This is a genomic window from Virgibacillus alimentarius, assembly GCF_017874635.1.
In the GTDB taxonomy this organism is placed as follows: domain Bacteria; phylum Bacillota; class Bacilli; order Bacillales; family Amphibacillaceae; genus Virgibacillus_B; species Virgibacillus_B alimentarius.
In genome coordinates this window covers 14,337-29,351 of sequence record NZ_JAGIKX010000031.1, presented here as the reverse complement: position 1 = coordinate 29,351, position 15,015 = coordinate 14,337, and the positions used below count along the sequence as shown (strand labels likewise).

The 15,015-nt window shown below is 39.8% G+C and carries 16 protein-coding genes; 14 read left to right on the top strand and 2 right to left on the bottom strand.

From position 1 onward, the window contains the following. Positions 1-65 precede the first annotated feature (65 nt). Positions 66-593, bottom strand: coding sequence for a hypothetical protein (locus tag J2Z81_RS13020; RefSeq protein ID WP_226371524.1), 528 nt, complete (start codon positions 591-593; stop codon positions 66-68). 343 nt (positions 594-936) lie between these two features. Between J2Z81_RS13020 and J2Z81_RS13015 the strand changes: the two genes are divergently transcribed. From J2Z81_RS13015 to J2Z81_RS12960, 12 genes are all read left to right on the top strand, one after another. Then, positions 937-2,055, top strand: a complete 1,119-nt coding sequence (locus tag J2Z81_RS13015; protein WP_226371523.1) for a betaine/proline/choline family ABC transporter ATP-binding protein — start codon at positions 937-939, stop codon at positions 2,053-2,055. Next, positions 2,055-2,696 carry an ABC transporter permease gene (locus J2Z81_RS13010; RefSeq protein WP_029271130.1) on the top strand — a complete coding sequence of 214 codons (642 nt, stop codon included), beginning with the start codon at positions 2,055-2,057 and terminating at the stop codon, positions 2,694-2,696. The genes J2Z81_RS13015 and J2Z81_RS13010 overlap by 1 nt, the downstream gene beginning before the upstream one ends. 30 nt (positions 2,697-2,726) lie before the next feature. Beyond that, positions 2,727-3,635, top strand: coding sequence for an ABC transporter substrate-binding protein (locus tag J2Z81_RS13005; RefSeq protein WP_226371522.1), 909 nt, complete (start codon positions 2,727-2,729; stop codon positions 3,633-3,635). A gap of 66 nt (positions 3,636-3,701) precedes the next feature. Then, positions 3,702-5,636 carry a Xaa-Pro dipeptidyl-peptidase gene (locus tag J2Z81_RS13000; RefSeq protein WP_226371521.1) on the top strand — a complete coding sequence of 645 codons (1,935 nt, stop codon included), beginning with the start codon at positions 3,702-3,704 and terminating at the stop codon, positions 5,634-5,636. A 106-nt stretch (positions 5,637-5,742) separates the two neighbouring features. Then, positions 5,743-6,384, top strand: coding sequence for an ABC transporter permease (locus J2Z81_RS12995; RefSeq protein ID WP_226371520.1), 642 nt, complete (start codon positions 5,743-5,745; stop codon positions 6,382-6,384). A gap of 179 nt (positions 6,385-6,563) precedes the next feature. Then, the gene (locus J2Z81_RS12990; RefSeq protein WP_226371519.1) at positions 6,564-7,271 is read left to right on the top strand and encodes a TetR/AcrR family transcriptional regulator; all 708 of its coding nucleotides are present in this window, start codon (positions 6,564-6,566) and stop codon (positions 7,269-7,271) included. Positions 7,272-7,297: 26 nt separating this feature from the next. After that, complete coding sequence (locus J2Z81_RS12985; protein ID WP_226371527.1) at positions 7,298-9,349, top strand: CocE/NonD family hydrolase; 2,052 nt, start codon at positions 7,298-7,300, stop codon at positions 9,347-9,349. Positions 9,350-9,762: 413 nt separating this feature from the next. Continuing rightward, the gene (locus tag J2Z81_RS12980; protein WP_226371518.1) at positions 9,763-10,239 is read left to right on the top strand and encodes a YndM family protein; all 477 of its coding nucleotides are present in this window, start codon (positions 9,763-9,765) and stop codon (positions 10,237-10,239) included. A gap of 435 nt (positions 10,240-10,674) precedes the next feature. Continuing rightward, positions 10,675-11,220: a spore coat protein gene (locus tag J2Z81_RS12975; RefSeq protein WP_226371517.1), complete on the top strand. Its 546-nt coding sequence runs from the start codon at positions 10,675-10,677 to the stop codon at positions 11,218-11,220. 24 nt (positions 11,221-11,244) lie between these two features. After that, positions 11,245-11,457, top strand: a complete 213-nt coding sequence (locus J2Z81_RS12970) for a hypothetical protein (RefSeq protein ID WP_029268142.1) — start codon at positions 11,245-11,247, stop codon at positions 11,455-11,457. A gap of 17 nt (positions 11,458-11,474) precedes the next feature. Beyond that, on the top strand, positions 11,475-11,837 hold the full coding sequence (locus tag J2Z81_RS12965) for a DUF2642 domain-containing protein (RefSeq protein ID WP_029268139.1): 363 nt from the start codon (positions 11,475-11,477) through the stop codon (positions 11,835-11,837). Positions 11,838-11,853: 16 nt separating this feature from the next. After that, complete coding sequence (locus tag J2Z81_RS12960) at positions 11,854-12,066, top strand: hypothetical protein (protein ID WP_029268137.1); 213 nt, start codon at positions 11,854-11,856, stop codon at positions 12,064-12,066. A gap of 209 nt (positions 12,067-12,275) precedes the next feature. Here J2Z81_RS12960 and J2Z81_RS12955 read toward each other — a convergent pair whose 3' ends face one another. Further along, positions 12,276-13,223 carry a Gfo/Idh/MocA family protein gene (locus tag J2Z81_RS12955; RefSeq protein ID WP_226371516.1) on the bottom strand — a complete coding sequence of 316 codons (948 nt, stop codon included), beginning with the start codon at positions 13,221-13,223 and terminating at the stop codon, positions 12,276-12,278. 136 nt (positions 13,224-13,359) lie between these two features. Between J2Z81_RS12955 and J2Z81_RS12950 the strand changes: the two genes are divergently transcribed. Further along, on the top strand, positions 13,360-14,292 hold the full coding sequence (locus tag J2Z81_RS12950) for a glycosyltransferase (protein ID WP_029268135.1): 933 nt from the start codon (positions 13,360-13,362) through the stop codon (positions 14,290-14,292). A gap of 1 nt (position 14,293) precedes the next feature. Continuing rightward, positions 14,294-14,971, top strand: coding sequence for a DapH/DapD/GlmU-related protein (locus J2Z81_RS12945; RefSeq protein WP_390337624.1), 678 nt, complete (start codon positions 14,294-14,296; stop codon positions 14,969-14,971). Positions 14,972-15,015: the final 44 nt, after the last annotated feature.

Here is a 15,015-nt window from a genome sequence, read left to right as displayed (position 1 = left end):
GAGGGGTACCCCTCCCAATATAATAAACTCCATACCAACACATAAATGGTTGAAAACCTTGTATCTTATTTTACACATAATTCAGGACTTGACTGGTGCGCTAGCAACTCGAGCGACAAGGCAGAGAACTCGAGCAACAAGGCAGGGAACTCGCGCGACAAGGCAGGGAACTCGCGCAACAAGGCAAGCAACTCGAGCAACAAGGCAGAGAACTCGAGCAACAAGGCAGAGAACTCGAGCAACAAGGCAGGGAACTCGCGCGACAAGGCAGGAAATTCGCGCAACAAGGCAGAGAACTCGCGCAACAAGGCAGAGAACTCGAGCAACAAGGCAGAGAACTCGCGCAACAAGGCAGAGAACTCGCGCAACAAGGTGAGCAACTCGCGCAACAAGGCAGGGAACTCGCGCAACAAGGCAGGGAACTCGCGCAACAAGGCAAGGAACTCGCGCAACAAGGTGAGCAACTCGCGCAATAAAGCAAGCGATTCGAACAGTGCAAATCTCCCCTTAAAAGAAAATATCGAAATTTTTTGGTAAGCCTTGCTAGGATTCGTGTTTGAGGTGAATTTTGTCGAAATATAGCGGGAAGTCACCTTGACAGTCGTAAGGGATTTTATTATCGTACTTAATGTGAACAAGTTCTTTTTATGAACATGTTCACAAAACGAATCGTAAAATTATTTATTCCGCATTCATGGTAGAAAGCGGCATTCGTTTAGTTAGTAGGTTGAGTGGAGGTCGAGTGGTCAACGATCAACGATTCTTCAAATTTGGATGATCGAATTTTCGCATTATCTAAAAATTCCATCGGGATAAATAGCGCGGTGTATAAAACAGCAGGGAGTGATTTCGTTTCATTTGATAAGCCAACAGTAAGCAAGAATTAAAAGTGCTAGATCACACTTACATTCAATTCGATAATAAGGAGGAAATCACTTGATCGAATTAAAAAATATCGACAAAGTGTATGAAGATGGTTTTCAAGCATTAAAAAATATAAATATAGCTTTTGAAGATGGGAAAATAAATGTATTGATCGGTCCAAGTGGCTGCGGGAAAACAACGACGATGAAACTGATCAATCGTTTAGTTGATTATACAGATGGACAAATTTTATTTGATGGTGAAAATATCAAACAAATGAACCCTATCGAACTTCGCCGTAAGATCGGGTTTGTTATTCAAAACATTGGTTTATTTCCACATATGACCATTTACAATAATGTCGCCACCGTTCCTAAGCTACTAAGATGGGATAGACAAAAAATACGTGCGCGTGTGAAGGAATTATTGCATATGGTGAACCTCGACCCAGAAACTTATATGAATCGCTATCCTTCTGAACTGAGTGGCGGTCAAAAACAACGAATTGGCGTTATCCGCGCTTTAGCAGCCGAACCCTCTACCATTTTAATGGACGAGCCTTTTAGTGCGCTTGATCCAATCAGCAGAGAACAACTGCAAGATGAACTGATTCGTCTGCAGAGGGAAATTAATAAAACGATTATTTTTGTGACACATGATATGGACGAAGCGTTGAAGATAGCTGACCAAATTATTTTAATGAAAGATGGTCATATTGTTCAAAAAGGAACACCTCAAGAGATATTAGAAAATCCAGCAAATGATTTTGTTAAAGAATTTATCGGAGAAAAACGACTAGGAAGGAGAGAGCTTCCAGCGCTTGCTGAACTAATCAGAACACCATTTATTTCCACACTGGATGATTCATCAACGGAACATGCCATTGAGCAAATGCTAAAACATCAAGTAGCTACGATTCCGGTAATGGAGAAAAATGGAAAGTATGTAGGAACCGTCAATTTATATGATGCATTATCCAATAAAGATAAACAGCTTACGGATTTACTCGATCCTTCCGTTATTCCGATTAATGAAATAGACAAAACAGAAGATGTACTACGTCATATGAAACAAGGAAAAGATACCATTCCAGTTCTATCCTCCGATCAAAACATGATAGGTTTACTAGATCAAACGAAGTTATTTCATGTACTCCATGAAATGACAGGCGGAGAGTGTGGTGTTAAATAGTGCATGTATTAACGGATTATTTCCAATTTTGGAGTGAAAAATATGCTTCGATTTTAGACTATATGACCGAGCATATGATCATTTCATTTACGGTGATTATCATCACGGTGTTCGTTACAGTACCACTAGGTATTTATATGACCAAATTAAAGAATGAAAAGATAAAAGGATTGATGTTTCATATCGCAAATATTTTTCAAACGATCCCGACGATTGCTTTATTAGCAATCATGATTCCGATTCTAGGTATTGGTTTTACCCCTGCAGTGGTGGCATTATTCTTATATTCCCTACTGCCATTATTACGAAATACTTATGCAGGGATGCAGTCCGTTGATCCAGAAATTATTGAAGCGGCGAAGGGCATGGGATTTGGTACATTTGAACGTTTATTTAAAATTGAGTTACCAATGGCTCTTCCATACGTGATGTCAGGGATTCGTGTTACATCGGTTTATATTATTAGCTGGACCACACTTGCTGCTTTAATAGGTGCGGGTGGATTAGGAGACCTCGTATTAGCTGGGATTGGTTATAATGATAAATTTATGATTTTTACAGGAACGATTTTAGCGATCATGATCGCAATATTCCTAGATTTCATCTTAGGAAAAATGGAAAAGAAACTGTCAAAAGTGTAAGCAATAAACGAATGAAGGGGAGTTTTATGGATGAAATTTAAAAAATATATAATGGCTGCTTCTGTGCTTATGATGATGTTGATTGCCGGATGCGGAGGCGGTGCATCTGCTGATGGAGGAGAAACGTTTACAGCTGCTGCTGCAAAAAATACCGATTCGAAAATTAACGTGCAAATTTTAAAGTTATTAGTGGAAGATCAAACAAAGCATGAAGTGGACATTGTCGAAGATCTACCAGCAAGTCCACAAATTTTTGCAGGAATTGAACGCGAGGAATTTGATTTTGCTAGTTTATTTTCAGGTGAGGTATATAACAACTACTTTGATGATATCGAATATACAACGAATCCCGAAGAAACTTTAAAAAAGGCACAATCACGCTTTGGGGAAAAATATGATATTAAATGGTATGACCCAATAGGATACATTAATAACTATAGTATCGCTGTTAAGAAAGACTTTGCAAAAGAAAATCAGATTGAGACATTAACGGATTTAGGCGAGTTTGCAGATGAACTTACGTTAGGGACAGATAATGCTTGGATTGAGCGCGATAATGACGGCTATTCAGGATTTCAGGATACGTATGCATATCAATTTGCGGATGCCCGTGGAATGGATGTGGCTTTAATGTATGAGGGTATTGCAAACGGTGAACTAGATGTAGTGACGGCTTATACGGTAGATCCGCAATTAAAGGAGTATGACTTAACCGTGATGGAAGACGATAAACATTTCTTCCCACCTTATGAAGCATCTCTCGTAGCTCAAAATTCCGTTATTGAGGAATACCCGGAAGTGGATAAGATTACTGAATCGATTGTTGGCACCATTGATACGGAAAAAATGACTGATTTAATTTATGAAGTGGATATTGAAAAAAGAAGTGTTGAAGAAGTTGCTAAAGCATTTTTAAAAGACGAAGGAATGTTGGATTAAATGAATGGATCATGCTCCATAAATCTACAACTATATCATTTAAACAATCAATGGTGGAGGTAAAGTATGAAGAAACGCAACAGCATGATTGCTCTTATAGGATTTGTCTTTGTTCTGTTTATTCCACTATTAGGAAAAAGCGAACGTGTCAAAGCCGATAATACAGAGGATGCAAAAGAGATCGTTGTCAAAGATGGAATGACGCAAGAAGCTTTCTCGTATGAGGAAGCGATTGTCGATAAAGTATATGTAGAAACTCCAGTTGATAGCGATGAAGACGGTGAAAAAGACCGTATTTATGTAGAGATCATGCGTCCGAAAGAAACAGAAAATGGCATGCAAGTACCAGTTATATTTAATATGAGTCCTTACAATGGAGGGCTATACTACCCAGACTATCATGATGTCGATAAAGAACTGTATGGGGGAAAACCAGCCTCATCTCGAAATCTAAAGGATCATTATTTCAACTATTTTGTACCACGAGGCTATGCCGTTGTCACGGCTAATAGTATCGGGACAGAACACTCTGATGGATGCCCAACAACAGGTGATGAGAAAGAAATACTTGCAGCCAAAACGGTAATCGATTGGTTCAATCACCGAGCTGTAGCATATGACAAAGACGGGAAGGAAGTTGCTGCTGATTGGTCAACTGGAAATGTTGGTATGATTGGTTTGTCTTATGATGGAACGCTTGCAAATGGTGTGGCTACAACAGGTGTAGAAGGGTTGAAAACAATCGTCCCCATCAATGCCATCACGAATTGGTACGATTATTACCGAGCAAATGGAGCGGTAATTGCGCCAGGCGGGTACCAAGGGGATGATGCAGACCGCTTAGCAAGAGGTGTATTAACCCGCGACAATCCGGATGTTTGTAAGGATTTCATGGATCAAATAGAGAAAGATCAAGATCGCAAAACGGGGGATTACAATGGTTTTTGGGATGCCCGTAATTATTTAAAAGATGCCGATCAAATCAAGGCGAGTGTGTTTCTGATCCATGGTTTAAATGATGTGAACGTACAGAAGAAACAATTTGCTCAGTGGTGGGAATTATTGAAGAAAAATGAGGTACCACGAAAATTGTGGCTACATCAGGGGGAGCACGTTGACCCGTTGGAAGTTCGTGGAGAAGCATGGCTGACAACTTTAAATAAATGGTTTGCTTATTGGTTATATGATATTGAAAATGACGTGATGGATGAAGCGATGGTTGAGATCGAGCATGTTGATCAGTCATGGGAAGAACTCAACGAATGGCCTCGGAAAGATGCAGAGGATAAGACGCTTTATTTAACGAATGATGATCGTGATGAATCGATTGGATTAAGCATCAATGACGTACCATCTGATCAAGAAAAAGAGCGTTTTATCGATAATGCCTCCATCAAAGCGAGTGAAATCATTCAACATCCATTCACGGATTCTAATAATCGTCTAGCCTATGTTAGTCCAACATTAGAAGAATCCGTAAGGTTAAGCGGCACACCGGAATTGACTATCAAGGCGAGTGTGGACCGTTCTGCTGCCAATTTATCAGCTTTGCTTGTTGACTATGGTCCAGATGGAGAAGAAATCGTTACTCGAGGATGGATGGATCCTAGAAACAGGAATTCTTTATCAAAATCCGAAGCGTTAATTGCCGATCAGCCATATCGGTTCAATTGGGAAATGGAGCCTCATGATTATGAATTTAAGAAAGGACATCGGATCGGTATTGTTCTTCTTTCCAGTGATCATGCGTATACAAAGCGACCTGAGCCAGGGACAGAAATCACTGTTTATCCCGAAGAAAGCCATATCAACTTACCTTTAGTAGGGAACTTCCCAGGAGAAGACATTCAAACCGCCAGTGCTGAGGATAAAGACCATCCGGATAATAAAGCGTCTGGTGACTCCGTAAGCCAAGTTTTCATATATGCTAGTATCATTTTGGTTGTGATAGCAGGCTTTGGTCTGATAATAGCTTTAAGAAAGGCATCTAAAAGCAATTAATAGGTAACAAGATTTAGAGAAGTCTAATGAATACTATCCATTCATCAATGTAAAGAGAAACAATAGATACTTAGAAAATGTCAAATCAATAGAAAAGGGGATGTGAATGAATTTTATCACGGAATTAGGCAGCTATATGATCGAGAACATGGATGAATTACTCGCTTTATCTATTGAACATCTTCTAATGGTTGTTTATGGAATAGGGTTAGCACTGGTTGTTGGAGTACCGCTTGGCATTCTCGCGGCAAAATTTGAAAAGCTCGCACCCATTATCATTTCCATAACGAATGTGATTCAATTAATACCAAGTTTGGCGTTGCTCGCTATTTTAATGTTATATTTCGGTTTTGGCTTTAATACGGTCGTCATTGGTCTCTTTTTATACTCCTTACTGCCAATCGTTAAAAACACCTATGTTGGGATTAAGGAAGTAGATGACAGTATTATGGAAGCAGGGGTCGGAAATGGAATGACCTCCCTTCAATTACTTTACAAAATTCAATTTCCTTTATCGATTCCTTTCTTAATGGCAGGACTAAGACTTGCAGCTGTCATTGCGATATCTGTTGCAACAATCGGTCCTTATATCGGGGCAGACGGGCTAGGAAGGGAGATTATTTCTGGGATTAGTTTGCAATCCGATGTAAAAATTTATGCAGGTGCGATTCCAGCAACGCTTATGGCTATCATTGCTGACTTCATTTTAGGAAAAATAGAGAAAAAGACAAAAAGCAGAATAGCTTAAAGATGAAAGGAAAGCTGTTTTTTTAATGACGGGTAAGCGAGCTCGTTAGTAAGGTTTATTGATATAAGTTGTTTATTGTCGTATTGTCTGTGTTTAGAATGATCCATGATATGGTTTTTAAATGGTGTATCTTTAAGGGAATGTATCATCTATTAGTTCATGTAAGGTGGGCGTTAACAATGAATAAAAAAAGAAAAGAAATTCAAACTGCGAGAATGTGGCGCTATTTCTTAGATGCAGCAAGCGATTTAATAGAAGAAAAGGGATTGCATTCTATTACCATTCGTGAAATTGCTGATCGGGCAGGTTATACGAGTTCTACCGTTTATAATTATTTTCAAGACTTGTCGCATTTAAAGTTCTTTGCCGTGATGCGTTATACGAACAGTTATTTTAAAGAACTGCCAATCTACATGGAAAAAGGCCGTAATACAATTGAGAAATGGCTATATGGATGGGAATGTTTTTGTAAACATTCATTTGAATATCCAGAAGTGTATTCCCTGCTTTATATCGAAAGCTTAGGCTCTATTCCGGAAGAACTGATGCAAAACTATTATAAAGTGTATGCGCACGAGATGATCAATCTGTCGGAGAGTGTTCAATCCATTATTTCACATCATAATATTTCGACGCGCAGTTCGTTATATATTCAACAAGCGAAAGAAGATGGATTCATCAAGGAAGAAGATATTGAGTATATCGCCGGTACGACCATGTTAATTTGGAATGGCATGCTAACGACAATGTTGAATTTACGCAAAACATATGCAAAGGAAGAAGCGGCAAAACGGACGATGCACTATATTTATAAAAGTATTATGTATACCGTACTTCCAGAGAAACGAGATCAAGTAGTGTATGACAGTGATATGTTAAAAGATTAAAAGTGTTAAGGAAAGGTTGGATGAGCGTGGTATTTAATATAAGCGATTCGACGAATAGAAAAACCGTTACGAAATTTCCTAGAGAGATTATGAAAAAAGAACATGTATGGATTCCAATGTCGGATGGGGCTAAATTAGCAGCAACGATTTGGCTACCAAAAGATGCCGTGGAAAATCCAGTACCTGCCATATTGGAATATTTGCCATATCGGAAAGATGATTTTACAGCAATCCGAGATTCAGCTCGCCATCCTTATTTTGCTGGTCATGGTTATGCAAGTATTCGTGTAGATATTCGCGGCACAGGAAATTCGGATGGTATTTTGCTGGATGAATATTTAAAGCAAGAGCAAGATGATGCACTCGAAGTATTTGACTGGATTGCAAAGCAGCCATGGGCTACCGGTGATGTTGGCATGATAGGGAAGTCTTGGGGGGGCTTTAATGGTTTACAAGTTGCTGCAAGACAACACCCAGCATTAAAAACGATTATTACCTTGTGCTCCACCGATGATCGATATTCCGATGATGTTCATTATCGTGGCGGGAATATTTTAGCATCGGATATGCTTTGGTGGGCATCTACCATGTTTGCCTATAGCGCGCGTCCTCAAGATCCAGAAGTTGTCGGGGAAAGCTGGAAAGAAAACTGGCTGAAACGATTGAACACACCACCTTATGTTCAGGAATGGATGCGTCATCAGACAAGGGATGCGTACTGGAAACATGGATCAGTTTGTGAAGATTATGCAGCGATCAACATTCCCGTATTTGCTGTAAGCGGCTGGCAGGATGGGTATACGGACGCAGTATTTCGGTTAGTTGAAAACTTGCCAAATGCGAAAGGATTAATTGGACCTTGGGCTCATGAATATCCTGAAGTAGCAACACCAGAACCGGCAATCGGTTTTCTGCAAGAGTGCATTCGCTGGTGGGATCAATGGTTAAAAGGAAAAGATACGGGGATAAAAGAAGAACCAAAATTCATTACTTGGATACAGGATAGTGAATTACCTAAAGTGAATTACGAAGAACGTCCTGGCAAATGGGTAGCTGAAACAGCCTGGCCTTCTGAAAATATAAGTGAAAAGCATTTTTGGCTCAACGATGGAAAGTTGGTCAATGAGGCAATTGGAACGGGAGGTAACATTACGGTTCCGAGTGTTCAAGAGCATGGTTTTTACGCTGGTGTGTTCTGTCCATTTGGCGAACCTGGGGATTTACCGTCTGATCAACGTTTAGAAAATGGAAAGTCCGTTGTATTTACATCAGATCCATTTACAGAGGACTTCGATATGTTAGGACATCCTGTATTTGATATGGAATTTACAACGGATGAAGAAAATGCGCTTGTAGCGGTTCGGCTTAGTGATAAAGCACCGACCGGCGAATCCACTTTAATTAGCTGGGGAATGCTCAATTTAAATCAGCTAAAGTCTCGTGAACATCCGGAAGCTTTACATTCAAATCAAGTATATCAAGCATCCGTTAAGTTAAATGCATTCGGTCAGTCCATTCCTGCAGGTCACCAATTGGAAGTAGCGATTTCACCAACTTACTGGCCGCAAGCCTGGCCTTCACCGAAGCCAGTTACATTAAAGGTACGGACAGGAGCAAAAACGAAGTTAAGACTTCCGATTCGCACCAAGCAGCATGAATTAGATCAATCCATTCATTTTGATCCACCAGAAACAGCACAAGTGATCGATAAAGAAATACTCCGAGCGGAGAACCGTACACGAACCGTTTCTCATCATACGATCACAGATGTTTGGAAACTGGAAGACTATTCGGATGAAGGCGAACGTAAATTGCTCATGAATGGATTAGTCCATGGCAGTGTTAATAAAAACACGTATACAATCAAATCGGGTGATCCACTATCCGCTCACATCCAGTGCGAATGGGAACTAACCGTAGGACGTCAGGAGAACTGGGAAACAAAGCTATTAACGAACAGTGAAATGACGAGTGATCTGACCACGTTTTACTTAAAAAATACAATGGTTGCATTCTATAACGGAGAAGAAATTTTTAGAAAAACATGGAAGGAAGAAATCCCTCGTAATTTTCAATAATCCAAAAGTTGTAATACAAAACAAGCGGTTTTCTGTTATTAACAGAAAACCGCTTGTTTTTAATAAAAATCGGCTAATAGGATGTGGAAAGGATGGTGGATGTATTGGGTATTGTGAACATCTCAATGAACTCGAGCAATAAGGCAGAGCAACTCGCGCAACAAGGCAGAGCAACTCGCGCAACAAGGCAGAGCAACTCGCGCAACAAGGCAGGGAACTCGAGCGACAAGGCAGAAACTCGAGCGATAACAGCAGAAAGTCGCGCAACAACTCAATAAACTCGCGCAATAACTGACTAAAACCATCATTTAAGAAGGGACAGGTACTCCCGAACAATGGACAAATTCAACTACATAATTTAACAAAACGTGTTCATACTAAATACAAATTCATTAAAGGATGAGTTGATTGGTATGGATCACGTAAAGATTTTAGGTATTAAATTTATTACTATTTCAATTACGGTCTTATCATTATTTGGGATTTTTAATGATGTTGGTCTTGGAAATTTGGCCTTGATCAGTTTGCTGACAACAATTATCTCCTATTTGATAGGCGACATGTTTATCCTGCGCAGATTTGGAAATGTAGCTGCTTCCATTGCGGATTTTGGATTGGCGTTCGTTAGTTATTGGCTACTGGGCAGTCTTTTCATTGTAGGAGGTGGACCACTCCTCCTTACAGCACTTGCAGCTGCTTTTTTTACGGCATGTGCAGAGGCTATCATCCACATCTATATTTTGGATGTCTTTACGAACTTTAGAGGTAAAGAAGATAGCGAGGACTACGGAGCAATGGGTAAGCTACAAACGGAATTTGCCGAAGAGATGGATGTGGATAAGCATTCAGGAAAAGATGATCCTTTAAGAAAACAAAAGCGTGATCGCTGACTCGTAATTTAGGATTTTTCGATATTTTGTGGTAGTTGGATTTGCAGATATTTGGGAAAAAGATTGTATCCGTGAATAGTCCTGTGTATCAGAACCATTTGTTTCCATACGAATAGCATGGGAATAAGTGGTTTTTTATTCGACAATATTCAGGGAGTGTAGGCATCATGATTCGACCTAAACTGAGGTCGCAGTTTTTCTTACAGGCTAGAAAAAACAACCCAGGTAGATCAACTAAATAGATGATAGATTAGTTGCAAGTAAGATAGGATACAAGCAAAAAATATGAGTACATAAATGAGTCTGTAAACGACTACATGTCGGAACCTGCTAATAGGTTTTTTCTTTATTTTTATATATCCCAATATATGTGTACAATCTTATATCCAAAAAAATTAATATAGTATTCTATAACCAAAAGAAAGGAGTGTTGCTATGACATCATATAGACGATACAACTCTATTCCCTCCTTTAACAATAATGATAGATATTTCTATGATAACCCAGCGTATAAATGTGATCAGACTTGCGATTCTAGCTCTTGTTCAACTTGTCAGCCGAAACCTAAAAAATGGCGTGCTTTAGACTATTATGACAAAGAGGAACAAAATGATTCCCTACAAGAGGCAAAACAATCTGTATCCAATGTCCAGGAATCCACGGAATGGGTTGTCATTAAGGATTCAGAATGCATTGATGTGACATCCACGGATACGCAAGTAGCTGTCTCCTTACAACTTGCTTTACAGGTTGCAATCGAAGTAGTTCTACGCATAAGCCTTGGTGATTCTGCACAGGTTGACAAAATCACGCAAAGACTGAAAGAAAAGATACAGACAAAGCAAGGAAATCGCCAAAAAACGATTATAGAGAACTCAAAAAATGTAGAAGTCACTACAATGGATACAGATGTAGCAATTAGCATCCAATTACTGCTTCAAATTCTTGTTGCGATAGTAGCTAGTCTGGATATTCTATAATCAATCGTTCGCGGAATCCAGTAAATGCATGGAATCGGGGATCATCAACCAAAGGCGGGAAAATACCAAACAAAGCAAACACAACATCAACCAGACCATATGAAGTATCGACTGCGCCAGAGTAAAGAACCAGTAGTCAGCCGGTTCACTGATTTTCAGGATGGGTTTAAGGAAGGGTTCAAGGGCTTTTTGCGGGTTTCCCCTATGCATAAGCTGGGGAAGTTAAAAAATGATTAAAGAAAGGAATGAATAAATTGGCACGTACAGAGCGTCAAAGGAGACTAATGAATTTAATGAACCAAATGTCGCAAAATTTTATGGCGAATCGTTATAACGCAGATTTTTCGATTGATTTTCCGGAAGTAGATTTAGGTGGCATTCAAACTGGGCACTCTGCACCAGATACACCCGGACCGGGAACACCTCCAGGAACTCCTGAGACAATGAGGGAGTTGCTGTTGACTTTAGTGAATGAACAGGTGGAGATTACGACTCCTTTTGGTATTGTAAGTGGAACTTTGATTGCGGTAAGAGACGATTATATTGTTGTCATTGAAGATACTGGAGCCCAAGCACTGGTTAGAATAGAAAATATTGAATTAGTCAGTGAAGCGTAAAGGAGGAGGGATTGTTATGTTTGAAAATACGTTTGCAGATGAGTTGGCCAAGCGTCTTGGTTCAAGTGTTGAGGTAGCGACGGATAATAACTTAATAGAAGGAATTCTCTCAACGGTTACTCCAAATCTGGTTCTAGTTATTGAGGTTACTAGTGGTTATGGGGATAATGTAAAAATGTATGTTTCCGTCGATGCAATCAACTTTGTTCGCTTTCCAGTAGCAGCATAAAATAAAAAAGGGGAGAATGCGGATTTTGCTATACCCTGGCTATGAAGCCGGGGTATTTTTTTGGATAGGAAAGATGAAGATAACCACTGGAAATAAAAAAATAAAATAAAATGAATGGAAGGCACATATAGATAATCAATGAATACGAATCGAATGCCTGTCCTATTGTAAGCCATGGGAGGGGTATCCCGTTTAGAAGATACCCCGGATCAACCATTATTGTTCTGGTTACGAATGTGCTCACTAACTTCATTGCTGAGGATAAGTGCTTTTAATCCCTCTTCGCCTGAAACGCTAGGTTCCGCTTTGGATTTAGCGCATTGGATAAAATCAAGTAATTCTACGCTTAGCGGCTGGAGAGATGGATCGATCTTAATCGTATGGGTTACCGGAACCGGAATGTTATTTGTATGCTCGATAAAAGGACGTGTTATTTTGATTTTTCGGTTTAAAATATCTGCTTCGATAAAAGCATTTTCTGTAAGAATTTGAATGTCCCTTAATTTTTTTTTCGATTTAAAACTCGCAGTGAGTTGCGCTGTAACCCCTTGTGAGGATTTCGTAATGACAACAGCGTGTTTAGGGGTGTTCTCGTTGACTTCTCCAAGTGCATAAAATTCGAACGTGTTATCTTGCAGAAGCGCATGTAAAATATAGAGGTCATGGATCATTAAATCTTTTACAACGTCCACCTGTTTCATTTTTTCGTCACCGGGACTTAACCGTTTGAAAATGACGCCAACAATTTTTTCATGTTCTAATTCTTTTCTAAGGTACTGAATGAACGGATTAAATAATTCAATATGTCCCATTTGCAGTTTCACTCCCGCTTTACTTGCTTTATGAAGTAAATCTTTTGCTTGAGCGATTGTGCTTGTGATTGGTTTTTCCATTAACATGTGTACGTTACGTCTTATACAGGCTAAACCGACTTCATAGTGAAATTCCGTTGGCACAGCAATGCTGACAGCGTCAACGGTTTGCAGAAGCTCATCGACCGATTGAAACGGTTTGACGTTGTATTTTTTAGCAATGTGATTGCTCCTTTTTTTGTCGTTGTCATAGATACCGATTAGCTGGCAAGCGTCAGGCATCGAAAGGTAGGTTCGCACATGATTTTCTCCCATATTTCCTGTTCCAATCACACCGACTTTCATATATATTCTCCTCACTTTTTCAAATTACTAATGTATCCTATGCGCCAGTTGGCAAACGAAGATGGACTACCATAACGAAAACGCAAATTTGGCGTTTGTACAATAGACAAATAGAAGAAAAAGAGGTGAACGATGGATGAATCTATTGTTTATTGCTGAGGATACATCAAAGGGGCTGGATAAAAATTTTTACTTCCTCGAGCAGGAACTTGCGACGAGGCTAAATGTGATGGTTTGGAGGAGGGGCGGTCATATTGATTGGATATTGAAACAAATCCCGTATCAGCCAGATTTTATCTTGCTGCTAAATGACATAGGGAATAGAATGTCGCCCATGATAAAAGGACTCGGCAATGTGGCTATTCCTTCAGGACTCTTTGTGAATGATGTTCACCGTTTTACTAGTCTGCGCAGAAACTATATTCATAAAAATAAGATCCCTTATATTTTCCCCGTTGTTCGTGGGAAATTTATCGAAACGTATCCGGAATTCGAACATAAAATGCAGTGGCTGCCTCATTTTATTCACCCTGATTTATATCAAGATTACGGGCTGAAAAAGGAAATCGATCTCCTAATGATGGGGGCGGCGAATGATTTCTACCCGCTGAGGCAGAAAATTATTAAGACGTATAAAGGAGATTCGAAGTTCACGTATCATCCGCATCCGGGTTACCGGACGTTTCGGGAAAAAGAAGAGAAGCGGCTTTTTATCGGTACAAGGTACGCGAAAGAAATTAACCGGGCGGCTATTTTTTTTACGAGTCCGTCTGTTCTTTATTATCCAGTTGCCAAATATTTTGAAGTACTAGCTTGCAAGACACTCCTGCTTGCCCCGACTTTCCGTGAACTGGAGGATCTTGGTTTTATACCGGGATATCATTTCGTACCGATTGATGAATATAACTTTAAAGAAAAAGCGGCTTATTATTTAGAGAATAGGGCACAGCGGCAAAAGATTGCTGAGCAGGGATACCATTTTGTTCACAAGGAGCATACGATTGGCCTGCGAGGAAAGCAGCTTGTAAAAAAACTGGAGCGAATACTCAAAAATGAAAGGAGATTTTAGCTTGTCGAACATTCCGCAAAGTGCAAAACTGGGACAGCATGTAGTGATTGAAGAAAACGTAAACATTGGGAAGAATGTGGTGATCGGTCATCATACAACCATTCTAGCAGGCACGAAAATAGGGGATCATGTCACGATTGGCTCACAATGTGTGCTAGGCATCCAACCGGGCGGGAGTGCAAGAATGCGAAAAACATCTAAAAGGGACATGGAGCTTGTGATTGAAGAAGGGAGTCGAATTGGCCACGTGACCTCCATCTATGCTGGTACGAAACTTGGGAAAAATGTGTTTGTTGGTGATCATGCAAGTATTAGGGAAAATGTATCGGTTGAAGAGGAATCGGTGGTTGGAAGAGCATCTATCGTTGAATTAAATACAAAAATAGGCAAGGGCTGTACCATTCAGACGCTCGCTTACGTAACAGGGGATACGACACTTGAGGATGATGTTTTTATTGGTCCATGTGTGTCAATGTCGAATGATAAATACATGGGTGCACAAGCATTTTCTTTAAACGGACCATATATTAAACAAGGAGCGAAAATAGGAAATAATGCTTCTCTTCTTCCAGGTATTACAATTGGTCAAAACACGATTATCGGTGCAGGAGCTGTTGTGACCAAAGATATGGAAGATAACATCACTGCTGCAGGGATTCCTGCTAGGAAAATAAAATAGAAACAGCCGAACACGATTTATTTTTTCTCAGGGGAAAGGAGGGA